Raw genomic sequence first — 22,699 nt, 5'->3', positions numbered from 1 at the left:
CCTGTACAGCTCGTCCAGGGTGCCGACGGCCTTCAGGTCGCCGTTTTTCATAATGCCAACCCTGTCTACCTTCTCCTCCACCTCGGCAGCATTAATAATATAAAAGATATAATTGAGCAGCTGCTGCCCAGGGAAGTCCTTGCCCGCAAAGCAGGTACGTACTCAAAGGGTATGCGCCAGCGCCTGAACCTTGCCCAGGCGCTCTTGAATGATCCGAGCTTGCTGGTGCTTGATGAACCTACCTCTGGATTAGACCCCATAGGGACGAGGCTTCTTTATGACATACTTGATGGTGTGAGACAGAGAAAGAATCTGACCGTTGTGCTTTCATCGCATATGCTTGCCGAGGTGGAGGAGAAGGTAGACAGGGTTGGCATTATGAAAAACGGCGACCTGAAGGCCGTCGGCACCCTGGACGAGCTGTACAGGGGATTAAATCTGCCAATCAAGTTAACTATAGTGGTAAACGAAAAGGACCCTCATGGGGCCGTACTATCAGAAGTCCTCAAACAAGAGGGCGCCGTAAACATAACATACGGAAACGGTCAACTCACGGCGGAGCTCCCTGTTGAGAAAAAACTAACAGTGCTGGCGTCAGTTCTGGGGCAAAAAGAACAGTTCGTGGATTTCACACTGAGACAGCCGTCTTTGGAGGAGGTATTTTTTGGCATTCACTGAGCACAGGGGGGCGCTAAGGGCTATTGCGCATAAGGAATTTTCGGACAGGCTTAAGAACAAATGGGTTGCGGCAATAACTGTCGGCTTTACGCTTTTGACAATAGTGGTGGCCTATTTCGGGTCAGCCGCGTCGGGTGTTGTAAGTTTCAGAAATATGGGTGCCACAGTTGCAAGTCTTACCAGTCTTGTTGTATACTTCATACCAATGCTTGCGTTAACGCTTGGCGGCGGTGTTATAGCGGATGAGCGGGACAGGCACACGCTTGAGTTATATCTGTCGGCGCCGATAACGGCGGGCGAGTTTATTTTAGGTAAATATATAGGCCTTGCCGTGTCGCTTGCCGTACCATCGATGTTAGGGTTTAGCATACCAGGCCTGATATTATTGTTTAAGACAGGGGTTGGTTCCTTTGGGAGTTATATGGTATTTGTGATAAACTCTGTGGCACTTGGGATGGTATTTTTGAGCATTTCTTTTTTGACGTCGGTGATGTTTTATGAGCGCGGCAAGGTCATAGGCTTTACAGTGCTTGTGTGGCTGTTCTTTACTATCGTATATGACCTCGGACTTGTAGGGGTTTTAATAGTAACGAAGGGGACTTTGACGCCGGCGGCGTTTGTCGTAATGTTGCTGCTTAATCCAGTGGACGTATACAGGGTATTGAATTTCACAACGATAGGAGAGTATTCAGTGCTGATGGGGCTGGCCTCGGTGGATGTTCCAGGGTTTATGCGGCCCTCGGTGCTATGGGCGGTGACAGTTTTGTGGATAGCGGCACCGCTTTCAGCAAGTTATTACTTGTTCAAAAAGAGATACCTGGCATGAGGAATTGGGGCCTGGTTTGCCGCCACCCAGGCGGTAATTGCAAAACAAGGAGGTCATAAAGTGGCAAAACGTATAGCACGGGCAATCGTCCTGGCGGCAGTTGTGACACTATCCCTCACGGATATTTCTTTCGCCGTCCCTCCCGGCAAGGCTCATGCGGTGTTTAAGGAGACAAAATACGATTTCGGCAGCGTAAAAAGAGGGCAGACTGTCAGGCATCAGTTCGAGCTGACAAATGCCGGCACGGAAAAACTTATAATAAAGGATGTAATACCGGGATGAAGGCGCTGCACGAAGGCATCCGCCAGTTCGGCGGAAATAGCCCCGGGGGACAAGGCCTCTATAACAGTAGAGCTATTGTGCGACGGGGACCCTGGCAAGGCTCAGAAATCCATAGAGGTATGGACGAACGACCCGGAAAATGGTATGATATCCCTAATATTGCATGGGGTAATTACTCAATGAAAGATTCACAAATACGCACTGCTTTAGGCTCATTGTCTAAACAGAATATCAGCAGAAGGGCATTTCTGGCCGGGGCAGTGGCAGCTGCCGGGTATATGCTGACACGTCGGCTGGATAACGCCGCTGCGGCGCAACCCGCTGCCGCTGATACAAATATAACGAAGATTAAGTCCCTTACATACAAGATAGAATACCTGACAGAGTTCCTTACGTCGTCATCGAACGACTCGATAAGGCTGTGGCTCCCCCTTCCTGTAGAAGAGGCGCAACAGGTGGTCACGAATCTCTCCATAGAGTCAAAGTACCCGTATACTGTAAACAGGGCCTCGGACAACGGCGTGGTGTTTATTGAAACCAAAGGCATAAGAAAAGGCCGGTGTGCCGCCCTTCACTATACGGTAAAAAGAAATGCCGCGGGCATTACGGATTGCAAAGGCGATGATGCCCTGAGGTATCTTCAACTGTCCGAGTGGGAGAAATGGGACGGTGAGATCGCAAAATATGTTGACGCCGCAGTGGGGCCGGAGACTGACCCCGCACGCATAGGAAGAATCCTCTACGATGGAATAATTGACCGTACTACGTATGTGCATAAGCTCTGCTCAAGGGGGGTAAGCACCCTGGCATTTGAGGATAAGGCCGGCAGATGCGACGACTTCCACGCGTTGTTCAGGACAATGATGGTGTATAAAAAAATACCGGTCAAGTGGGACCAGGGCATAATGCTTCCCTATCGGGCGGAGTTGAATAAAAAGGGAACAATAGAGGCCGATTGTATAAACTCCCACAGCTGGCTCAAATTCTATGCCGGCGGCAAGTGCATACCAGTGGATATTTCGGAGGCCAAAAGATGGCCCGCTCTCAGGGAGTTTTACTTTGGCAGTCTGACGGCAAACAGGATAATGTTCTCTTGCGGCAGGGGCCTGACGCTGCTTCCGCCCCAGGCTGAGATACTGAATAACTTCTCATACACACACGCCGAGGCAAACGGCATTCCCATGATATACGGTCATAACTATAGGACATTCATAAGGTATGAATTGATTAGGAAGGAGATATAACCAGGTATGACGGCAAGACCATCATTAAGGTTATCAGCGGCGGCACTTCTGCTAGGCGTATTAATAACACTACCGCCAGCTTATGCTTCAGGCATGAAAGAAGGGCAGCCGTTTCCGGTTTTCACAATGGCAGACGAAAACGGCAAAATGGTTGACGTTGGTACGCTGATAGACAAACCGGCTATAGTCTATTTCACTCACAATTCCTGTCACTACTGTACACAGATAATAGCCCTGCTAAAAAGGGCCGAGGCAAAGTTCGGCGCCAATAAAATTGCTGTCATAGGAATAAACATAATGGCAAGAGACGGCAAGATGGTCAAGAGCTATAAGAAAGACCTCGGCTTTACGTTTCCGATGTTTGCCGGAAACAGGGACGATGTCTTAAACACATATAAGATCAACTACGTACCGGTACTGGTGTTTATAGATTCCGGGAAGAACGTTAAAAGGGTAGTCGGGCATTATATACATGAAAGAGAGCTGCATACATACATAAGAGAAATAGTAAAATAAGTAAAGCCTGTTGGGAGCCGTAATGCTTTGATTTTCAAACTGTTACGGTATGTGTAAAATACAAAAGTTTTGTTGTAGGAGGAGTAAATGAAAAAGGTATTACTTAGTGCGCTCGTAATTGTGTTGTTGCTGCCGGCAATAGTATTTGCCGACGCCAAGCCCTATGAGGTCGTCAATGTAACAGACGGTGGTTCGATCAAGGGTAAGATTAAGTCATCCGGGCCGGTTAAAGACACGATGGCGGAAATTAAAAAGGATGAGAATTTCTGCGGAAAGTCCGTTCCTAAAAATGAGTACATAATCTCGGCGGCAAATGAAGTGAAAAACGTTTTGGTAATAGTTGAAGACGTTGAAAAGGGAAAGGCCGTCCCAAAGACAGACACTGTTATCGATAACATGAAGTGTGAGTTCTTACCGGTTGTGGCCGTAGCCTATGTTGGTGGAAAATATATAATAAAGAACAGCGACCCGATATTCCATAACACATCGTTAGGTATATTGCAGGGTGAAGGCAAAAAGAGGACCGTATATAATCTGGCCCTGCCCAATAAAGACCAGGTAATAGAAAAGCCGGTAAAAACCCCCGGCCTTCAGATTGTACAATGTGACGCGCACTCGTGGATGAGGTCACATGTCTATGCCAGCAAGACGCCATATGTTGCCATAACGAACGACAAGGGAGATTTCGAGATAAAGGACCTCCTGCCCGGCAAATACAAGGTGAAAATCTGGCATGAGGGATTTGGAGAAACCACAAAGGACGTAGAGGTGAAAGCCGGTCAGGCAGCGACTCTTGACCACACGTTTACTAAAAAATAATCCTATTTAGCCGAGGGGGTGCTGTCCTGGCAAACAGGCGTGCCGCCCCCTTCCTATACAAAAATGGAGATCATTATGTCTGACGTGAGTGTGAAGAAAGGTTTGACAAAGGGGTTGATAAAGCTGACGGTGCTGCTGGGCATAGGCTTTGCGTTCCTGTTTATATTAGGCAAGATGCTTCCGGCGCCGACAGAAGACGGTTACAGGTTGTTTCCGGTGATAGGGAGCAGGGTATGGGTGTGGATAATAGCGCAGCTGCACCTGAACTTTGCGGCCTTCGTTCTCGGTGTGCCGATATTTGCCGTTTCGATGGAGTTTCTGAGCTGGAGGCGCTCAGACGAGAGGCTTGACCGTATTGCGTATGATTTTACAAAGCTATTTACACTGGCCTATACGATAACCGCGGGCATAGGCACAATCCTCCTGATAAGCCTGCCGGTCTTATATCCGAAATTTATGGACCATATGATGAAGATACTAGGGCCGACATGGTGGCTCTACATAATTGTTATGTATGTCGAGGTAATGGTCTGCTATTACTACTATTACTCATGGCATAAGATGAAGGACAAGGACAAAAAAGGGAAACACGTAGCCATAGGCGGTTTGCTAAACGTAATGGGTGTGATGATGCTCCTGATCACGAGCGCCTGGGTCGGCTACATGACAACACCGGCCGGGGTGTCGGATACAGGAGAGCTGCTAAACAGATGGCAGGCGATCAAGACCCATATGTGGATTCCGTTGTCTATCCACAGGCTGGTTGCCAACGTGGTATTTGGCGCCGGAATTGCGGCCTCCTATGCGGCATACAGGTTCATAACCTCTGAGACGGACGAGGACCGCGCTTACTATGACTGGATGGGATATACCTCAGCGATGATTTCCATCGGGTTTTCCCTGATCTTGCCCGGAGTAGGCTATCTGCTTGGCGTTGAGATTTATTCATTTAACGAGCAGATGGGCATTCAGCTGATGGGTGGATTCTTTGCATGGCTCTGGGTCATGCAGGCGATACTCATTGGGGCTATTCTGATGTTCGTCAACTACTACCTGTGGATATCGCTTAACAAGATGCCTGGTGGTGAGAGGTATTTCAAGTATGTGAGGTTTCTCTTTATAGTAATGGTGCTGGGGTATGCAGTATGGCTGACGCCGCACAGCGTGGCACTGAGTCTGGATGAGGCAAGAAAAATGGGTACCTATCACCCTGTGCTAGGCAATCTGGGCGTTATGGCGGCAAAGAACACGGCTGTTGTAATAACGTATCTGGCGACGTTTCTGAGTTTTGCCATATTCAAGATGAGCAACAAGGAACCGGTAGTGTCATGGGCAAAGGCAGGAAACGCTATAAGGGGTCTGATAGTGATAGGCTCGACGGTTATAGTGCTGATCATAGGCGTTTATAGCTACATGGTAAGCTCTTCGATCAGGGTAAAGGTGCTTTCGCCGATACAGTTTGGGGTGTTTTTCCTTGCGATTATAGCCTTGTTTATCCTGGATGCCAAGATGTTTAAAAACGCGAAGGTTATAGGTGAGCCCAGATGGGGGAAGATGCCTGAAAGGTCACAGTACGCCCTGATAGGCATAACTGTTACGTTTACATGGTTGATGGGAATGATGGGCTACATGAGGTCCGGCGGCAGGCAGTACTGGCACGTATATGGAATAATGAAGGATACGGGTGTGGACGCCTTTTTGCCGACGCACGGATTTGCCTCGGTGGTAACGTCCATTCTGACGGTTATCTTTTTTGCCCTGATGGGTTTCTTGTTTTACGGAATAATGAAGCTTGAGAAAAAGGGTGGACAAGGAGGGGCCAAGGCATGAAAGGAGGCGCGATAAAACTAATTATACTAGTGGTAGGAATAAACATATTCTTTGCCTATATAGGGCTATACTTCCTCCCTCAGTCGCAGTCGCTTCCACCGACGACGATAAAAATTGAGAAAGGGATAGCCCTGGACGAACTCATCTCCATAGGGGAGTCGATCACATTCGGCAAGGGCCAGTGCATGGTCTGTCACCCGATGAAGCCGGAGACAGGCATGAGAGCGCCGGCAATGGCAACCATCGGGGCCGATATGGTCAAGGCCGCAAAGGAAAGAAATATCCCGGTGGAGACATATATTTTTGAGGGCCTGGTAAATCCCGCTGAGTACATTCAGAAGGGATTTGAGAACATGATGCCTCCAGTGCACAAGCCTCCGACATCCTTAACAGATGGTGAGCTCATAGCGATTGCGGTATTCATGCAGAGCAAGGGGGCGAACGTCACAATAAGTTATCCTGATTCCATCCCCGTACTGCAAGATCAGATAAAGAAAGAAGCGAAAAAAGGAGGTAGTTGATAATGTTGAAGATATATCCGGTAATAGCGATTATTGGACTATTGATTTCAATCGGCTCTGTGGTCAGGAAATCTCCTTTTTTTAACTTCGTAGGGTTGTTGATATTTATCTATGGACTGCTAAAGAGTGCGGACTACATAATGCCTGCACTGCCAGCCCAGGTGATACTTATGTATATGGCCATGAGTGTATTCTGTTTATTTATATACTTCTCGATACAGGAGGAGACATTCAAGGCCTTTTTGGAACCAATGAGGGCAGTATTGGCCGACGACAATAAAAAATTCCTGAGGCTGATAATAGTGTTCGTAGCCCTGCCCGTGTTTGCCGGATACCTGACATATGTCAAGGTGAAGCCAACGTATGACCCGCCTGTATCGGCGAGGATAGTGCACCCGGAGCCGCCCTCTCAGATGGACTTCAAAGGCAAGTCAATGAATGTGCTGGGACTTGAGAATCCGCTGAGAAAGGATACGGCCAACTTTGCCAAAAACGTGGAAGACGGGAAGAAGATATATTATCAGCACTGTTTCTACTGCCACGGAGACGATCTTGACGGCAAGGGGCATATGGCAGAGGCATATAATCCAATCCCTCTGCCATTCAGGGGAACGGATACGATAGCCCAGCTGCCGGAGTCCTTTGTGTTTTGGAGAGTGGCTAAGGGATGGCGCGGTCTTCCCGCGGGATCGGGGCCGTGGAACTCTTCTATGCCTTCGTTTGAGGATTTCCTGACAGAGGAAGAGGTCTGGAAGGTGATAATGTTCATCTATGAGTCCACGGGCAATAAGCCGAGGAGCTGGTAAAGAATGAGGAGGTTCTAAAGTATGAGGATTCTTATAGCGGTTCTGTTAGCAATATGTTTCCCTGTCTATGGTTATAGTGCGGATAAGGCCGCGGCAAACCCTGAGGGGAAGAAGATATACGATGGATGGTGCGCCCAGTGCCACGGCTACAAGGGGGACGCCGAGTCATTCACAAAGGACGTCTCGCTGCCCAAGCCAAGGGATTTTGCTTTTGGTACCTATAAATTTCGTACGACACCTTCGGGCGACCCGCCTACCGATGAGGATATAACGAGGATCATAAGGAAAGGCAACCCAGGTACGTCGATGCCGCCGTGGACCAGATTTACTGACGCAGAGGTAAAGGCCGTCGTAGATCATGTGAAGTCGTTCTCACCGGATACGTTTGCCTCGCCAGGGAAGTCCATTAAGATCGACTCGCCGCCTAAGGCAAGCAAAGAGATAATCGAAAAAGGAAAAGAGCAATTTAAAATAGCCAAGTGCGTTGACTGCCACGGCAATGCCGGCAGAGGAAACGGAGACAAAGGCTGGCAGGATGACTTTAAGACCGACTGGGGCTATGGCATCACCCCAGCTGATTACACACACGGATGGGAACTGAGAAACGGTGCAAGTCTTGAGGACATCTACATAACAATTTCCGCCGGTCTCAGCGGCACGCCGATGACATCGTATATGGACTCACTTGCTGATGACAAGAGGTGGGCACTTGCACATTTTATCAAATCACTCCAGCTCAACAGAAAACTTGGCTTGGCATTAAAAGTAAAAAAGGTAGACAACTTACCCTCCAAGCCCAATAGCGAGGTGTGGGAGGGCGCCGATTACTTAGATCTGCCGATGGGCGGTCAATTGATGTTCGACACGCGCAACTTTACCCCGGTCAATACAAATGTCAGAGTAAGAGGGCTGTATACCTCGAAAGAACTAGCCATACTGCTTCAGTGGACGGATAAAAGGCCTAACGATGGCAGCAGCGGCAAGCCGGCAGACTCGGTACGTATTCAGTTCCCCGTTAAGAAACACGAAGGATCGGAGCTGCCATACTTCTACATGGGGACAAGCAAGGCCCCTGTGAATCTGTGGCAGTGGAAGGCATCGGACAAGGACAAGGTCTTCGCCTCGATAGCCAAAGGCCACGACAAAGTAGAGTCGCAGGAAAAGGCGGGGGCCACGGTCATGGCGTCCTATGATGACGGACTCTATAGCGTCGTATTCAAAAAGGAGCTTAAATCCGCAAAGGACGACCCCGTGTTTGAGATAGGCAAATTCATACCATTTTCCGTAACGACCTACGACGGACAAAATGATGAGGAAAAGAACAGGGGGGCAGTCTCCGCATGGTACTATCTGATGATGGAGCCGCCTACACCGATGAATGTTTACGTGTTTCCGCCGTTAGTGTCCTTCGGTGTGCTGATTGTGGGAATAGGGCTGCACAAGAAACTTAGAAAAAACAAGAAGGGATAAACTGCTATTAAAAAGGCAATAGCCGTATTTTTGCTTGTACTGGTTATGAACGGGTGTTCCCGGGACAGGGGACACCCAGTACAGGCAGTAGAGCTTACAAGGAAGCACGCCTGTGCCGTTTGCGGGATGATCCTTGTAGATTTCCCCGGTGCAAAGGGGCAAATACATTACACAAATGGGAAATATGATGTGTTTTGCGGGACAATGGACATGTTTTCTTATTACTTCCAGCCGGATACGCCAAAGAATATCTCAGCCATATTCACTAATGACATGGGCAGCGCTCAGTGGAGAACTCTGTGGATAGACGCAAAGAATGCGTACTACGTCTATGACGAGAAGAAATCCGGTGCGATGGGAGACCCGTTTATGCCGTTTCTAAAAGAGGAAAAAGCAATGAACTTCACAGGCCTCTACGGCGGAGAAATTTTAAGTTTCGACAATATCACGCCAGATATGTTAAAACCGTTTCAGGAGCTAAATCCCCACATCAAGCGTAAGAAGTGAAATCTCCTGACAGCGGAGACCGCCGCTATAGCTCTGCTGCCTCCGCCTATATTCTTCATTTATGCGTCTGTTGTTTATCGGGATCGTGATCAAAGTCTTTGACGTCAATAAACGGCATGTTTTGAGAAGTAACCTTGGGCATAATGCCGTTCCACTTATCTATTGCCTTGAGTGTTGCCTCGATTCTGCGAAGTTTAATCAGGTCAGGGGATATGTTTTCTTTTTGAAGCCTGAGCGCTTCTGCTTCTGCCTTAGCTTGAGTGATCTTTTGTTCGGCCTCTATCTTGATTCTGTCCAGATCTCTGGAGGCCTTCAGTGCCAGCTGTTCCGCGGTTTGTTTTGATTCGATTGCCTCCATGAAAAGTTTGGAAAATGAGAAATTCATAATGGAAAACTCATCAACCACGATTTGATGTTTAATAAGGCGCTCAACCAGGCCGCCTTTCATCTCCGAGCTGACAACCGGCCTCTTGGTTATCAATTCCTCGGCAGTATATCTGGCCGTTACCGCCTTGACGATTTCCTGGACGGCAGGGTCGATTATCCTGTCCTTGTAGCTTGTGCCGATAGATTGAAAGACGACGTTGGCCTTATCAGGGAGGATGTGGTAGTTAATAGCGATTACGGAGGTAACCTCCTGCAAGTCTCTCGATGAGGCCTCGGCGTTTGTCTGAGATTTATGCACCCTGACGTCCATCTTGACGACTTTTTGCATAATGGGAATAAGCATATGAAGCCCCTCGCCAAGCACAATAGGCTGCACCGCCCCAAAGTTAAGCACAATACCCCTCTCACCTGCCCCAATTGTAACAAATGGATTAAAAATAAGCAGAACTACTACAACAGCAATTAAAATCGTAACAATCATATAGGACTTCTTCGCAGCAAGACCCGGTATTTTAGGGTCATAACCGTCAAAAATTCCTCCTGGCATAAAACCTCCCGTAAATGTTTAGTTAGTTAGGCAAAGGCTGGATAACATTAACTGCCGCTATTTAATGAACGTCTTGAACATAGCATAAATAGCAACTAATTGCCCTGCCCAAAAGATGAATGTCCATTTCAAGAGATCGGATTTAGTCGATTCGATCTTGAGTTCGAGGTCAGATTTAATCGATTCGATCTTGAGTTCGAGGTCGGATCTTGTCGATTCGATCTTGAGTTCGAGGTTGGATCTTGTCGATTCGATCTTGAGTTCGAGCTTAAGTTCGAGTTTTAAAATGTCTTCTTTAGTGGCAGAATCCCTCCGAGAGTCTGAGTCCACTTCATTGACGACCTTGACGAGGGCTTCCACGCCGTCGTCTCCGAGTTTTCTCCTTAACACCTCAGGTATTGTTATCACGCTCATAAACGTATTATACACTAAAATTAAAAATACTACAACTACTTAAAATACCCCTGCTCCACTGTCAACGTACAGTGAGGTCCGCTTTTGGGGAGCATTTAGATCGATTTTTAGGGTGTTGTATAATGGTACGAAAATGTTACAATTAATCATCGTATGGTTAAAGAAGCAGCGTAAGCGCGGAACTAACTCCAAAGTTGATAAACTACTGCCTGACAGCGGGTAAGGAGTATAGATGGAAAAACATTTTAGCAAGGCTGATGGATATATTGAAGATATGACACGGGCACTCTTGTCAGTAGATAAGGTGAGGGCAAAAGAGGCATTGGCTCAGACAATAAAAATATATAAGCCCATTGAGATCGTGGAATATATAATCGTACCTTCCCTAAAGCAAATCGGCGAGGCTTGGACAATAGATGAAGTGTCTTTGTCTCAGGTCTATATGAGCGGGAAAATATGTAATGAGATCCTTGAGGACATAATACCGCGCGACAATAGTATAAGACAAAGGCAGCTAACAATTGCCATCGCGACATTGGAGGATTTTCACACGCTTGGTAAACAAATAGTCAAAGGTTTTTTACACGCGGCAGGCTATGAGATAGTCGACTATGGCAACGGTCTCTCGGTTGACGGCCTCGTAGGGCTTGTAATCAGAGATAAAATTGACGTTCTTTTGATCTCGGTACTTATGCTGCCCTCGGCATTGAGTATAAAAGAGGTAAGAAAGAGATTGAAAGAAAGGCAGGCAGCTGTAACAATCGTCGCAGGTGGTGCCCCATTTAACTTTGACGATAAATTGTATGAATATGTGGAAGCCGACCACATGGGAAAAACGGTATCGGATGCGATAAACATTATACGTACTATTGAAACAGAGAAGGGAGGCCGATGTCCTTATTTATGACCCCGATGCAGAGAGTCTTGACTACGCTTAGACATGAGGAACCAGACAGAGTACCGGTGTTCCTTTTATTTACAATGCACGGCGCGAAAGAGTTGGGTATGTCTGTTAAGGAATACTTCTCTAAGCCCGAAAACGTTGCAGAAGGACAGGTAAGGGTATGCAGGAAATTCGGCAACGACTGCGTGTATGGCTTTTTTTACGCGCCGATAGAGATAGAGGCATGTGGCGGGGAGGTAATCTTCCGAGATGACGGCCCGCCTAATTCAGGTACGCCTTTTATAAAGAAATCTGAGGATATCCGCGGCTTGGTGCCCCCTAACGTGAGAGAAAGCAGATGCCTTGGCAGGGCCTTAGACGCCCAAAGGATGATGAAGGAAAAGGTTGGGGGCGATGTGCCTATTATAGGCACCGTGATGTCACCATTTTCAATTCCTGTAATGCAAATGGGTTTCGATAAGTATATTGAACTCATTTATGAGCACAGGGAATTATTCAATCATCTGATGAAAATAAACGAAGAGTTCTGTATTCAATGGGCAAACGCGCAGCTTGACGCCGGATGTTCGGCTATCTGTTACTTTGACCCCATGTCTTCGACAACGATAATAGATAAGGACTTATACCTAAAGACAGGTCATAATATAGCACAGCGTACAATATCCGGAATAAAAGGTCCGACGGCAACCCATTTCGCCGCTGGAAGGTGCTATTCTATAATAGAAGACGTGATACAAACCGGTACTACGGTAGTCGGTGTGAGTGTATTGGACGATTTGCAGAAAATTAAAAACACCTGTAAAGGACGTACAACTGTCATGGGCAATCTCAACGGTATAGAAATGAGACGCTGGAGCCCAGAGGAGACGACCAGGGCAGTAAAAAAGGCAATTGCAAGTGCAGGCAAAGGTGGCGGCTTCATCTTGTCCGATAATCACGGAGAGATACCCTTTCAGGTGCCGGATGACGTACTGTATACAATAACCGAGGCCGTAAATACATGGGGCCGTTACCCGCTGAAATGGTTAGACCAAGGCAGTGTCAGCGAATAACACAGACTAAGAAAGGGGGGCGTGGTATGAGCAAAAAGGACAAACAACTTGCCGATTACGCTATGGTTTGTGACCTGATATGTCAACTTTCAGCCCATGTATCGGAAGCGGCCACTATCGATAACATCATGCATCTGTTCAGAACCCTTTGCGCGCCGTCAAAGATTATATATATTCCTATAGTTGAGGGGCTGCCCTCTGAAGCGGTTACATTTCCCGAAAAGATAAATGCTGAACCGATAATAAGCGGCTTAATCAATGATTTCAAAGACGACTATGCATGGACAATCTCTGGAGGAGGTTTTAGGGTAAAGATTAAAGGCAGAGAAGGTCTCCTTGGTTTAATGGAACTTGACGGGCTCTTATTCCCAGAGTATAAGAACCACTATCTTAACTTATTTTTGACTATCGCAAGTGCCATCAGCCTTTCAATATCCAATTCCCGACTGTATCAGTCTCTATTAATAGCAAACAACCAACTAGAAAAGAAGACTCACGAACTGGGACAGTTAAATATTCACCTCGAAGGACAAGTAAGAAATAAAATAAATGAGATAAGACAGAAAGAGCAGATATTAATCCAGCAGTCCAAGATGGCAACGATGGGCGAGATGATAGGGTCGATAGCCCATCAGTGGAAACAACCCCTGAATGCCATATCTGTAAATATACAGGACATTAAAGACGCGTATGAATATGGAGAGCTTAACAGCGAATATATCGATAACATGATCGCGACGTCTAACGAACAGGTCGATTTTATGGCAAAGACGATAGACGACTTCAGGAACTTTTTTAGACCAAGCAAAGAGAAAATCGCATTTAACGTTGTCAACTCCCTCAAAGAGGTACTTTCAATGTTTAAAGACGTGTTTAATAAAGACAGCGTCACGATAGGGATTTTCTACGATAACGGTAGTGAGCTGAAATGCATCGGATATCCAAATGAATTTAAACAGGTAATACTTAATATCATAAACAACTCTAAAGACGCTATTGTGGTAAAACGCGGCAAAGACCCGAAGGCGTTTTTTGAGGGCAAGATAAGAATCACTGTACACAAAGAAGACCATGCGGTTGTCGTAAGAGTAAGCGACAATGGCGGCGGCATTCCGGAGCTTATAATAGAGAGGATATTCGAACCATATTTTACGACCAAGCCATCAGATATCGGTACGGGAATAGGCCTGTATATGTCTAAGACAATAATAGAGACTAACATGGCGGGGTCTCTTACGGTGAGAAATATAGAAGAAGGGGCAGAATTCAAGATAATAATAAAGGCTGCAGATGGATAAAAAAGAATATCAGACAAAGATAAAGCAGCACATAACACTGTTGTACGTGGAAGACGAAACGATGGTCAAAGAGGCGTCTATAAAGTCACTAAAGAGGAGATTTAAAGAAGTATATACGGCAACCGACGGTGAACATGGTTTTGCCTTATACAAGCAATACAGGCCGAATATAGTGTTAACCGATATCCTGATGCCGAAACACCATGGCCTTGATATGATCAAACAGATAAGGGAGTTGGATAAGGACGTCCCTATAGTTATCGTTACCGCCCTTGACGAAGATCCCTGTGGGGTACAGGCAAGGGAATATTCGGTACAAGGGTACTTTGTAAAACCGATTGAAGAGGAGAAATTTCTGGAATACATCTATTGCCTGTCTGCCGCTTTAATAGATGCTAAGAAATTATAACAACCGTTTGTAGCTAATCGCCAAATGGAAAGTGTCTCTGCCTGCGATGATTGAAATTAAAGGATATAGGGTTATTTCGAAAATAGAAGACAATGACAACAGTGTCGTCTATCGTGCCGTATCTGTTAAGGACAGATAATAATTGTTTTTTTTTTCTGTGCTGCTGTGGATGATATGATAAAAACATGGTCTTGAAGAGGGCTTTTACCAAGTTATTTAAGCCGGAAGACACGCTGTCTATTTTTCAAAAGGCGGTAGTGTTGACTATCTTGTTGATTGATCTGTTTGTTGCTGGGATGGGTGCGCTCTATTTGAACAACAGTAAACGTAAAGCGGAACAGAAGGCGGCAGTTACTTCCCAAAACTTGACACGGGTGCTTGAACAATATATCGGGGGATTCATTGATAAGATAGATCTCGTTTTAGTAGATATAGCCGACGATCTCAAAAACAAGACTCATCTGTCTACAGGTAATGGCGACCGTGTAACCTTACTTCTGGCCAAACATCAACAACGTCTGCCGACCCTTGAAAGTCTGCGCGTAACAGATGCAGAAGGTATAGTAAGATACGGACTTGGTGTGACAAAAGACTCTAAAACAAACGTCTCAGACATGGATTACTTCATTGCGGCCCACGGCAGCGCAAAATCGAGCCTGACAATATCAAAACCCATATTTGCACGCATCAGCAAAAAGTGGGTAATTGCCCTTGCCAGACGGATAGATAATCCCGATGGCACATTTAATGGTGTTGTTTACGCCAACATTGCGCTGGAACATTTAATTCATAGCTTTGCGTCTATCGATGTAGGACCTCACGGAGGAATAAGCTTGCGTGACAAGGAGATGGCAGTCATTGCCAGATACCCTCAACCTAAAGAGATTGGCAGCGATATAGGAGGTAAGAATATATCTCCTGAACTGAGAAGACTGTTTGAGGCCGGCCAGCCATCAGGAACTTTTTTTACACCAACCAGCTTCGATAACACGCCTAAGTATGTCTCTTACCGTAAGATATCCCCATATCCGCTTTACATCGTCGTAGGCATTGCCGCTTCTGATTATCTTGAAGAATGGAGGCATGAACGTATCGTAACTATCATGGGGGTGATAATCTTCATCATAGGAACAGTAATATTTTTGTCCTTGGTTCATATATATATCATATATCGCAAAAAAGCGGAGAACACCCTAAAGGAAAGCCGCAATCTGCTTCAATCCATAATTGACAACACAACCGCCGTCATTTTCCTTAAGGACACGGAGGGGCGCTATTTGCTCATTAACAGCCAGTACGAGATGTTGTTTCATATAACCAAAGAGGCCATATCCGGCAAAACCGACCATGATATTTTCCCAAAAGCGGCGGCCGACTCTTTCAGGGCAAATGACATGGTAGTGTTGGAGCAGCGTAAGTCTTTAAACTTTGAAGAGATCGTCCCGCATGAAGACGGCATACACACATATATATCCGTAAAGTTTCCCCTGTTCGATATAAATGGACATGCCTATGCCGTATGCGGTATAGCCACGGATATATCTGAGAGAAAGCTCATGGAAGAAGAGCTGAACAGAAAGACAACCGAACTTGAATTTCTTACAGGGGAGCTGGAACAGAGGATGGTCGAAGAGGTAAATATAAGACTTCAAAAAGAGCAATTGCTGATTCAACAATCCAAAATGGCAGCCCTGGGTGAGATGATAGGGATGATAGCCCATCAGTGGAAGCAGCCCTTAAACGCCCTGTCTGCTAACATATTTGACATAAAAGACGCATACGAATATGGTGAACTCAATAAGGAATATATGGATGATATCGTAAGGACATCGAAGGAACAGATCAACTTTATGATAAGAACGATAGATGATTTTAAAAATTTCCTGCTGCCCGTTAAAGAGAAGACCCTATTTAACGTAAAACATGTAATCGATGATATATTATATATGTTTGGAGGGATATATAAGAAAAACAACATAGAGATTACCATAGAAACCTTCGGCACGGAATCAAATATATACGGCTATCCCAGTGAATTAACACAGGCATTCCTCAATATAATAAATAATTCGAGAGACGCGATAATAAGCAGGCGTGACAAACAGGTAATTGCCGGACGTATCAACATAGTTATATATGAAACCGAGGGCCATGTAATTGTCAAGATAACGGACAACGGCGGCGGCATTCCTGACGATATAAAAGACAAGATATTCGAACCCTATTTTACGACAAAGGGAAAGAAAGGCGCGGGGATAGGGCTTTATATGTCAAAAACAATAATAGAAATGAATATGGGCGGCAGCCTGTCGGTGAGAAATGTAGAGGACGGGGTAGAGTTTACAATTACTTTAACGGCAAATCTGAAGGAGATTTGAGTGATGAAGTAGTTACCCAAAAATACGACTAATAGGGATGAATTCCGAAGATGTACCGACCAGTCTTAATATCGTACAGCAGCTAAATCAGGCAGACTGCTTTTTCAGGGCGGCTTTCTCAAAGACATCCTGGGCGTTGAATGTGCCGTCTATGGCTTGTTTGGGGCATTTTGCCGTACAGATTCCACAGCCTATGCATCTTTCGGCATCTATGGCGTGTGGTTTTTTCAACTCTCCGGAGGCAGCGTTTACAGGGCATACCTTCATGCACATGTTACAGCCGATACATTTGCTCTGCGTTATTACGGCCTTCCCTCTGTTAGGAAGCAGGAGGTCTACGATGGCATGTGTGGGGCATTTCGTTGCGCATAGCCCGCATATGCGACATTTATCAAGATTTATTTTTGATAGGTTATTCTCAATTGACGGCGCCTCAAACGGGCATACCTTTACGCACATCCCACAGGCTATGCACCCCGTTTGGCAGTTCTTTCTCGTTGCTGCGCCCTTGTCTTTAGAATGGCATGCCACAAGCACTGCCTTTGAACCTGGCAATATCTCTATCACCTTCTTTGGACAAGCCTCGGCGCACTTCCTGCACCCCGTGCATTTTTTTATATCCACCACCGGCAGATCAGACTCATTCATATGCAGGGCGTCAAACGGACAGACCGATGCGCACGTCCCATAGCCCAGACATCCATACGCGCAACTTTTGTCCCCGCCTCCGGCCAGCACTGCCGCGCGGCAGTCCCTTACTCCCTCGTATTTGAACTTCTTTATCGATTTCTTGCAGTCCCCCTGGCACATTATTCTCGAGTACACAGGTTCCATAGCCACCGCCTGCTTGCCGGTTATTGCCGATATTATTTCGGCTGCATGTTTTCCGGCCGGCGCGCATAGTGAAGGTTTTACCTCAGCGTTGGCTACCACCGCCTCGGCATATTGCTGACACCCCGCATAGCCGCATGCCCCGCACTGAGCACCTGCCAGCACATCGCGCACCTGCTCCACGCGCGGGTCCATCTGCACCGAAAACCTCTTTGCAGCAAACGCCAGTCCCAATCCGAATATTGCCCCTATCCCCGCTATAAATATCAGCGTGAACTCCAGCGTTGACACTATGTTGACGGTCTCCTGTGCCTCTATTCCCCCGCCTACGCCTGCCACCGGTAACGGCAACTGGCCCGCTAGCTCTATCAAGCGGCTTATTATCTCGCGGATTATGTTTATCTCTAAATTATACATTTCCTTGTCCTATGACGTTATTATTCCCGCAAAGCCGGTAAAGGCAAGCGCTATCAGTCCAGTTGTAACAAAGGCTATCGGCAGTCCCTTAAATGGCGCAGGAACGTCGGCTATCTCGATTTTCTCTCTTATGCTTGCCATTATCACCAGGGCTAACGCAAATCCGAGTCCTGAACCCAGCCCTAGCGTGATTCCCTCAAGAAACGTATAGTGCTCCCCTGCGTTTAGAAGCGGCACAGCCAGGATTATACAGTTGGTCGATATCAGGGCCAAATATACCCCTAACTTGTAGTATAGCCCCGGACTCACCTTCCTCATTATCGTATCCGAACTCTGCACAAAGGCCGCTATTACACCTATGAATATCACTATCTTTAGGAACGTCAGATCAAGCGGTACCATTATGTAGTTGAATATCACCCAGCTCAAGGCCGCAGATATCATCATCACAGCCGTAAACGTAATGCTCATTCCGACTGCGGTCTCTACCTTTTTCGTAACGCCAAAAAATATGCACAGCCCTAAGAATCTCGTAAATACAAAGTTGTTTATCAACGAGGACGCTATAAATATCTCAAATAGTTTCGTCAGCTCTTTTTCCATATCATTATCCTCCTTAACATCAGGCCGTGTTAATGGCCGCCGGCCCCGCCGGCCCCTTTGCCGCCATAGAACCTTATGTCTATCCAGTTAAAAAATCCCATCAGTATGCCGGTTGCTAAGAACCCCCCAGTTGGCAGCAACATTATCAGCAACGGCTTTGCCCCTAATATGGAGATACCCCATAACGTCCCCTTCCCCAGCAGTTCTCTAAAGAAACTAATAGTTATCAGGGCAAACATAAAACCGACGCCCATCCCTATGCCGTCAAAAAACGACGGGACTATCTTGTTCTTACTCGCGAATATCTCCGCCCTCGTGAATATCGACGCAAAGGCCACAATAAGCTGTATATATAGGCCCATTTGTTTATAAGCCTCTCGCGCAAAGGCCGCCATCGACAAATCTGCCACCGTAACCCAGCCCGATATTATCAGCATAAAGATCGGCATTCTTATCCTCGGATGGATAAATGCCCTTATGGCAGATACGGTAACGTTTACCATTACGTTTACAAATACAACGGCAACACCCATCAACACGCCGGTCCTTAGGCCCGTTGTTACGGCTATCGCCGGACACAGGCTGATGGCAAGGCGGAATATGGCGTTTTCTTTAAAAATCCCGCTTAGTGTAACCTTCCAGTAATCTATATTACGCTGGGGGTCGCTGACCCCATTATGCGGGGGGTCGCTGACCCCTTTTTGTGGATTAGCGGCTTCCATGCGGTTTCCCTCCTTCGGGTTTGTCCACCCCATTACGCTGGGGGTCGCTGACCCCATTGCGCGGGGGGTTGCTGACCCCATTATGCGAGGGGTTGCCAACCCCATTATGCGGGGGGTCGCTGACCCCTTTAAGGGCCTTATCAAGGAATATATTACCGTTTCTTACTCCGTCTTCCGTAAGCGCTCTCGAGGAGATAGTTGCTCCGGTTATTGCCTGTACGTATTCTTTTGTCTCTTCTTTTTTCACCTTCAGGTGTTCGGTGTCCTTGCCCTTAAACTGCCCAAGAAAGGCCGGCGTCTCTATCTCGTCCCCAAGACCGGGGGTCTCTGTCTGCTTCAACACATCCACCTTCTGTACTATTAAGTCCTTGTTTACCGAAAATAAAATGTTTATGTAGCCGGAGTAGCCCTTGCCGTAGACCTGCACGATATAGCCCAGGGTCTGGCCGTCCTTCTTTGCCGCGAAGTACTCGGCGTGCTTGTCGTGGGGGTACCAGTCGCCGAGTTTTTCTATCTTATCGGCCTCGGGAATCATTTTTTGCAGGGCCTCCTTCTTTTCCTTTTCGTTCTGCTGGAATATTATTGGCGAGGTGTAGGCGTAAAGGGATGCAAGGACCACGCCGCCCACTACGTATATTACGAGCAGATTGATGGTTATTTTTATGATTTCCTTAGTGGTCATTATGATTTTTTATCCTTTTTGGCCCCAAAGACCTGCGTCCTGCAATTTCTGTCTATCAGCGGAGCGAAGCAGTTCATTATTAAAATCGCAAACATCACGCCTTCAGGATAACCAGCCTTTAACCTTATTAATATTGTCAGAAACCCGCACCCAATCCCGAACAGTATTTGGCCCCTCCAGACGGTTGGGCAGGTTACATAGTCCGTTGCCATGAAAAAAGCACCCAGCATTAGGCCTCCGCTTAAGAGATGCACTATCGGGTCCCCAGTAAACAAGCCGCCCTTGCCGCCAAAAATCCACGCCCCTACCGCAACCGTAGCGAGAAATGACAGCGGAATCCGCAAGGATATATACCTGCGATAGACCAGAAAAGCCGCACCTATCAGTATCGCAATCATAGATGTCTCACCTAATGAGCCCGCCCTGTGCCCGATTAGAAGTTCTTTGTACAGGCTTAACTTGTCGCCGAATACCTCAACGAGCTTACCAATACCCTCCTCCTTGAGAATTCCAAGCGGTGTGGCAGTGGTCTTTGCATTTATGGCCAGAAAAGCCGCATCCGGCACTGCCCACGTAGTCATGGCACGGGGCCATGTTATCAGGGCAAAGGCGCGTCCAATCAGGGCCGGATTGAAAATATTATACCCAAGCCCGCCAAAAAGCTGCTTTGTTATCCCTACGCTTACGAAACTGCTTATCAGCGCTATATAAAAAGGTATTGTAGAAGGCATGTTCAGGCCAAGCAAGAGGCCGGTTAGGAACGCGCTCCCATCGGTCAGGGTTATCTCTTTCCCCGCTAATCTCTGCACGAACCATTCACTGAGCATCGAGCCGATTATACACAGGGCCGTCACATAAACCGCCCTCGGCCCAAAGTAATATATCCCCATCACCATGGCCGGTATCAGGCTGATACTCACCGTCCACATTATCCTCGGCACCGTCTCCTCGCTGCTTATATGAGGGCTTACCGAGACTATCAATCCTTGTTTGTTCAGTTCCATTTATTTATCCTTAATAATAGTGATTTTCACTATGGTTTTACCATTGTCTTGGCCAGCCTTATCTGCTGGACTATAGGCCTTTTTGACGGACATACATACGCGCATGAGCCGCACTCAAAGCAGTCAAACAGGTGATAGTCCTTTGCATCGGCAAACAGGCCCTTCTCTGAGTAGATACTGAGCATCAGGGGCATCAGCCCCATCGGACACGCCTCTACGCATCGCCCGCATCTTATGCAGTGGTTAAACTTAGTCCGATGCGTTATGTCTTTATCTTCCATTGCCACGATGCCGGAAGTCCCTTTCGTTACCGGTGTATCGAGGTCGTATATGGCAAAGCCCATCATCGGGCCGCCGGATATTACTTTAACCGCTCCATTTCTGAGCCCGCCGCAGGCCTCAAGAAGCTGCGACACAGACGTGCCTATCCTCGCCCTCAGATTTTTCGGGGTCGTTACGCCAGTACCGGTTACGCTGACTACCCTTTCCATCAGCGGCTTTCCATAGCGGCATGCCTCATAGACAGCATACGCGGTGCCGACGTTTTGTACCACCACACCGACGTCCATGGGCAGCCCGCCTGCCGGTACTTCGCGGTTTAATATAGACTTAATCAGCATTTTTTCCGCACCCTGCGGATATTTTGTCATTAGTGTCTGCACTTCTATATTTTTTTCGTTTGACACGACCTCTTTTAGTTTCTCGATGGCATCTGGTTTGTTCTCTTCGATTCCGATATAGCCCCTGTCTAATTCAAGGACTTTCATAAGTATCTTAAGGCCTTCGATTATCTCTCGTGGAGTCTCTAACATCACCCTGTGGTCTGCCGTCAGGTAAGGTTCACACTCGGCCCCGTTTATAATCACGGCGTCGATCTTTTTCTCTTTTGGAGGGGATAGTTTAACTACCGTTGGAAACGTGGCCCCGCCCATGCCTACGATACCGGCGGCCTTTATGCGTCCTTTGAGTATATCAGCTGTGCGCTCTAAATAGCCTGGGTCGTCTTCAAGGGGTGCCCATTCGCCGGATTTATCGTTTTCTATAACGACAGATGGTACCATTTTGCCAATGGGAGCAGGAAAGGCCTCTATGGCCGTCACCTTGCCTGCAATCGATGCGTGTACCGGGGCTGAGACAAAACCCTCGGGATTCCCTATTAACTGTCCAGTTACCACCCTCTGGCCGACTTCAACCAGGCATTTACACGGCGCGCCAATATGCTGGCTTAACGGTACAACGGCCCGCTGAGGAGGCTTACACACCTCAATAGCCGCGCTGCAGGCCAACTCTTTATGCTCAGGCGGATGTATGCCGCCAAGCGTAAACGTACTCACCTATCCTCCAAATAATCTGCTGGCCGTCTATCATGGCATATTCCGAATGGGACGGATATAAACCACCCTAGCGCAACCCTGTGCTGCCGGGTGCCGCCCTGTGCCGTTGAATGCCGCCCTGTGCCAGCGTATTTATCATCTCTGCCGCAATACCGGCAGAACACTACAGATGTAATAACATTATGGTTTACCATAAGTCAAGATTTTTTATCGGCTTT

At 47.1% G+C, this 22,699-nt stretch carries 24 protein-coding genes; 16 read left to right on the top strand and 8 right to left on the bottom strand.

Annotated elements, in window-relative coordinates; translation table 11 throughout:
* The 11 genes from HWQ67_RS01295 to HWQ67_RS01240 form a co-directional block, all read left to right on the top strand.
* Positions 1 to 678 (top strand): ATP-binding cassette domain-containing protein (locus HWQ67_RS01295; protein WP_218250830.1); only part of this gene is annotated, 678 nt, incomplete at its 5' end.
* Positions 665 to 1,504, top strand: a complete 840-nt coding sequence (locus HWQ67_RS01290; protein ID WP_218250829.1) for an ABC transporter permease — start codon at positions 665 to 667, stop codon at positions 1,502 to 1,504. The genes HWQ67_RS01295 and HWQ67_RS01290, both read left to right, overlap by 14 nt.
* Positions 1,505 to 1,564: 60 nt before the next feature.
* Positions 1,565 to 1,969 (top strand): DUF1573 domain-containing protein, encoded by a 405-nt coding sequence (locus HWQ67_RS19765; protein ID WP_320414312.1) that lies wholly within the window; start codon positions 1,565 to 1,567, stop codon positions 1,967 to 1,969.
* On the top strand, positions 1,966 to 3,030 hold the full coding sequence (locus HWQ67_RS01275) for a transglutaminase domain-containing protein (RefSeq protein WP_218250827.1): 1,065 nt from the start codon (positions 1,966 to 1,968) through the stop codon (positions 3,028 to 3,030). The genes HWQ67_RS19765 and HWQ67_RS01275 overlap by 4 nt, the downstream gene beginning before the upstream one ends.
* A 6-nt stretch (positions 3,031 to 3,036) precedes the next feature.
* Positions 3,037 to 3,546: a TlpA family protein disulfide reductase gene (locus HWQ67_RS01270; protein ID WP_218250826.1), complete on the top strand. Its 510-nt coding sequence runs from the start codon at positions 3,037 to 3,039 to the stop codon at positions 3,544 to 3,546.
* A gap of 87 nt (positions 3,547 to 3,633) precedes the next feature.
* Positions 3,634 to 4,365: a carboxypeptidase regulatory-like domain-containing protein gene (locus HWQ67_RS01265; protein ID WP_218250825.1), complete on the top strand. Its 732-nt coding sequence runs from the start codon at positions 3,634 to 3,636 to the stop codon at positions 4,363 to 4,365.
* Positions 4,366 to 4,440: 75 nt separating this feature from the next.
* Positions 4,441 to 6,195, top strand: a complete 1,755-nt coding sequence (locus HWQ67_RS01260; RefSeq protein ID WP_218250824.1) for a cytochrome ubiquinol oxidase subunit I — start codon at positions 4,441 to 4,443, stop codon at positions 6,193 to 6,195.
* Positions 6,192 to 6,716, top strand: a complete 525-nt coding sequence (locus tag HWQ67_RS01255) for a hypothetical protein (RefSeq protein WP_218250823.1) — start codon at positions 6,192 to 6,194, stop codon at positions 6,714 to 6,716. The genes HWQ67_RS01260 and HWQ67_RS01255 overlap by 4 nt, the downstream gene beginning before the upstream one ends.
* Before the next feature lie 2 nt (positions 6,717 to 6,718).
* On the top strand, positions 6,719 to 7,522 hold the full coding sequence (locus tag HWQ67_RS01250; protein WP_218250822.1) for a c-type cytochrome: 804 nt from the start codon (positions 6,719 to 6,721) through the stop codon (positions 7,520 to 7,522).
* Between the two features lie 21 nt (positions 7,523 to 7,543).
* Entirely contained in the window at positions 7,544 to 8,992 is a 1,449-nt protein-coding gene (locus HWQ67_RS01245; protein WP_218250821.1) for a c-type cytochrome, read from the top strand.
* 45 nt (positions 8,993 to 9,037) lie between these two features.
* The gene (locus HWQ67_RS01240) at positions 9,038 to 9,499 is read left to right on the top strand and encodes a nitrous oxide reductase accessory protein NosL (RefSeq protein WP_218250820.1); all 462 of its coding nucleotides are present in this window, start codon (positions 9,038 to 9,040) and stop codon (positions 9,497 to 9,499) included.
* Between the two features lie 55 nt (positions 9,500 to 9,554).
* Here HWQ67_RS01240 and HWQ67_RS01235 read toward each other — a convergent pair whose 3' ends face one another.
* Positions 9,555 to 10,433 (bottom strand): prohibitin family protein, encoded by an 879-nt coding sequence (locus HWQ67_RS01235; protein ID WP_218250819.1) that lies wholly within the window; start codon positions 10,431 to 10,433, stop codon positions 9,555 to 9,557.
* A gap of 57 nt (positions 10,434 to 10,490) precedes the next feature.
* The gene (locus HWQ67_RS01230; protein WP_218250818.1) at positions 10,491 to 10,847 is read right to left on the bottom strand and encodes an LA_3696 family protein; all 357 of its coding nucleotides are present in this window, start codon (positions 10,845 to 10,847) and stop codon (positions 10,491 to 10,493) included.
* A 232-nt stretch (positions 10,848 to 11,079) separates the two neighbouring features.
* Here HWQ67_RS01230 and HWQ67_RS01225 point away from each other — a divergent pair, with 232 nt between their 5' ends.
* The 5 genes from HWQ67_RS01225 (at position 11,080) to HWQ67_RS01205 (ending at position 16,888) form a co-directional block, all read left to right on the top strand.
* Positions 11,080 to 11,754, top strand: a complete 675-nt coding sequence (locus HWQ67_RS01225) for a cobalamin B12-binding domain-containing protein (protein ID WP_218250817.1) — start codon at positions 11,080 to 11,082, stop codon at positions 11,752 to 11,754.
* Positions 11,739 to 12,803, top strand: a complete 1,065-nt coding sequence (locus tag HWQ67_RS01220) for a uroporphyrinogen decarboxylase family protein (protein WP_320414309.1) — start codon at positions 11,739 to 11,741, stop codon at positions 12,801 to 12,803. The genes HWQ67_RS01225 and HWQ67_RS01220 overlap by 16 nt, the downstream gene beginning before the upstream one ends.
* Positions 12,804 to 12,829: 26 nt before the next feature.
* Complete coding sequence (locus HWQ67_RS01215; protein WP_218250815.1) at positions 12,830 to 14,101, top strand: sensor histidine kinase; 1,272 nt, start codon at positions 12,830 to 12,832, stop codon at positions 14,099 to 14,101.
* Positions 14,094 to 14,510, top strand: a complete 417-nt coding sequence (locus HWQ67_RS01210) for a response regulator transcription factor (RefSeq protein ID WP_218250814.1) — start codon at positions 14,094 to 14,096, stop codon at positions 14,508 to 14,510. The genes HWQ67_RS01215 and HWQ67_RS01210 overlap by 8 nt, the downstream gene beginning before the upstream one ends.
* 185 nt (positions 14,511 to 14,695) lie before the next feature.
* The gene (locus HWQ67_RS01205) at positions 14,696 to 16,888 is read left to right on the top strand and encodes an ATP-binding protein (protein WP_218250813.1); all 2,193 of its coding nucleotides are present in this window, start codon (positions 14,696 to 14,698) and stop codon (positions 16,886 to 16,888) included.
* An 87-nt stretch (positions 16,889 to 16,975) separates the two neighbouring features.
* Here the strand turns inward: HWQ67_RS01205 and HWQ67_RS01200 are convergent, their stop codons facing one another.
* Genes HWQ67_RS01200 through rsxC form a run of 6 tightly spaced genes read right to left on the bottom strand, consistent with a single transcriptional unit; the run spans position 16,976 to position 22,481 of the window.
* Positions 16,976 to 18,136 (bottom strand): RnfABCDGE type electron transport complex subunit B, encoded by a 1,161-nt coding sequence (locus tag HWQ67_RS01200; RefSeq protein ID WP_218250812.1) that lies wholly within the window; start codon positions 18,134 to 18,136, stop codon positions 16,976 to 16,978.
* Positions 18,137 to 18,145: 9 nt separating this feature from the next.
* Positions 18,146 to 18,739 (bottom strand): electron transport complex protein RnfA, encoded by a 594-nt coding sequence (locus HWQ67_RS01195; RefSeq protein ID WP_218250811.1) that lies wholly within the window; start codon positions 18,737 to 18,739, stop codon positions 18,146 to 18,148.
* Between the two features lie 29 nt (positions 18,740 to 18,768).
* A complete protein-coding gene (rsxE, locus tag HWQ67_RS01190; protein WP_218250810.1) occupies positions 18,769 to 19,461 on the bottom strand; it encodes an electron transport complex subunit RsxE in 693 nt (230 codons plus the stop codon).
* Positions 19,448 to 20,143 (bottom strand): RnfABCDGE type electron transport complex subunit G, encoded by a 696-nt coding sequence (locus HWQ67_RS01185; protein WP_218250809.1) that lies wholly within the window; start codon positions 20,141 to 20,143, stop codon positions 19,448 to 19,450. Before HWQ67_RS01185 ends, rsxE begins: the two co-directional genes overlap by 14 nt.
* Positions 20,143 to 21,147, bottom strand: a complete 1,005-nt coding sequence (locus HWQ67_RS01180; protein ID WP_218250808.1) for an RnfABCDGE type electron transport complex subunit D — start codon at positions 21,145 to 21,147, stop codon at positions 20,143 to 20,145. Before HWQ67_RS01180 ends, HWQ67_RS01185 begins: the two co-directional genes overlap by 1 nt.
* 29 nt (positions 21,148 to 21,176) lie before the next feature.
* The gene (gene rsxC, locus HWQ67_RS01175) at positions 21,177 to 22,481 is read right to left on the bottom strand and encodes an electron transport complex subunit RsxC (protein ID WP_218250807.1); all 1,305 of its coding nucleotides are present in this window, start codon (positions 22,479 to 22,481) and stop codon (positions 21,177 to 21,179) included.
* Positions 22,482 to 22,699 lie beyond the last annotated feature (218 nt).

The sequence above is a fragment of the Candidatus Magnetobacterium casense genome, from assembly GCF_019173545.1.
Taxonomy (GTDB): domain Bacteria; phylum Nitrospirota; class Thermodesulfovibrionia; order Thermodesulfovibrionales; family Magnetobacteriaceae; genus Magnetobacterium; species Magnetobacterium cryptolimnobacter.
The sequence above is the reverse complement of the archived record's forward strand: the minus strand, read 5'-3'. Positions and strand labels throughout refer to the sequence as shown.

Excerpts from the sequence above, each read along its gene's own strand:
- HWQ67_RS01275 (WP_218250827.1), top strand. The coding sequence starts at position 1,966 with ATGAAAGATTCACAAATACGCACTGCTTTAGGCTCATTGTCTAAACAG.
- HWQ67_RS01270 (WP_218250826.1), top strand. The coding sequence starts at position 3,037 with ATGACGGCAAGACCATCATTAAGGTTATCAGCGGCGGCACTTCTGCTA.
- HWQ67_RS01265 (WP_218250825.1), top strand. The coding sequence starts at position 3,634 with ATGAAAAAGGTATTACTTAGTGCGCTCGTAATTGTGTTGTTGCTGCCG.
- HWQ67_RS01260 (WP_218250824.1), top strand. The coding sequence starts at position 4,441 with ATGTCTGACGTGAGTGTGAAGAAAGGTTTGACAAAGGGGTTGATAAAG.
- HWQ67_RS01255 (WP_218250823.1), top strand. The coding sequence starts at position 6,192 with ATGAAAGGAGGCGCGATAAAACTAATTATACTAGTGGTAGGAATAAAC.
- HWQ67_RS01250 (WP_218250822.1), top strand. The coding sequence starts at position 6,719 with ATGTTGAAGATATATCCGGTAATAGCGATTATTGGACTATTGATTTCA.
- HWQ67_RS01245 (WP_218250821.1), top strand. The coding sequence starts at position 7,544 with ATGAGGATTCTTATAGCGGTTCTGTTAGCAATATGTTTCCCTGTCTAT.
- HWQ67_RS01240 (WP_218250820.1), top strand. The coding sequence starts at position 9,038 with ATGAACGGGTGTTCCCGGGACAGGGGACACCCAGTACAGGCAGTAGAG.
- HWQ67_RS01235 (WP_218250819.1), bottom strand. The coding sequence starts at position 10,433 with ATGCCAGGAGGAATTTTTGACGGTTATGACCCTAAAATACCGGGTCTT.
- HWQ67_RS01230 (WP_218250818.1), bottom strand. The coding sequence starts at position 10,847 with ATGAGCGTGATAACAATACCTGAGGTGTTAAGGAGAAAACTCGGAGAC.
- HWQ67_RS01225 (WP_218250817.1), top strand. The coding sequence starts at position 11,080 with ATGGAAAAACATTTTAGCAAGGCTGATGGATATATTGAAGATATGACA.
- HWQ67_RS01220 (WP_320414309.1), top strand. The coding sequence starts at position 11,739 with ATGTCCTTATTTATGACCCCGATGCAGAGAGTCTTGACTACGCTTAGA.
- HWQ67_RS01215 (WP_218250815.1), top strand. The coding sequence starts at position 12,830 with ATGAGCAAAAAGGACAAACAACTTGCCGATTACGCTATGGTTTGTGAC.
- HWQ67_RS01210 (WP_218250814.1), top strand. The coding sequence starts at position 14,094 with ATGGATAAAAAAGAATATCAGACAAAGATAAAGCAGCACATAACACTG.
- HWQ67_RS01205 (WP_218250813.1), top strand. The coding sequence starts at position 14,696 with ATGGTCTTGAAGAGGGCTTTTACCAAGTTATTTAAGCCGGAAGACACG.
- HWQ67_RS01200 (WP_218250812.1), bottom strand. The coding sequence starts at position 18,136 with ATGTATAATTTAGAGATAAACATAATCCGCGAGATAATAAGCCGCTTG.
- HWQ67_RS01195 (WP_218250811.1), bottom strand. The coding sequence starts at position 18,739 with ATGGAAAAAGAGCTGACGAAACTATTTGAGATATTTATAGCGTCCTCG.
- rsxE (WP_218250810.1), bottom strand. The coding sequence starts at position 19,461 with ATGGAAGCCGCTAATCCACAAAAAGGGGTCAGCGACCCCCCGCATAAT.
- HWQ67_RS01185 (WP_218250809.1), bottom strand. The coding sequence starts at position 20,143 with ATGACCACTAAGGAAATCATAAAAATAACCATCAATCTGCTCGTAATA.
- HWQ67_RS01180 (WP_218250808.1), bottom strand. The coding sequence starts at position 21,147 with ATGGAACTGAACAAACAAGGATTGATAGTCTCGGTAAGCCCTCATATA.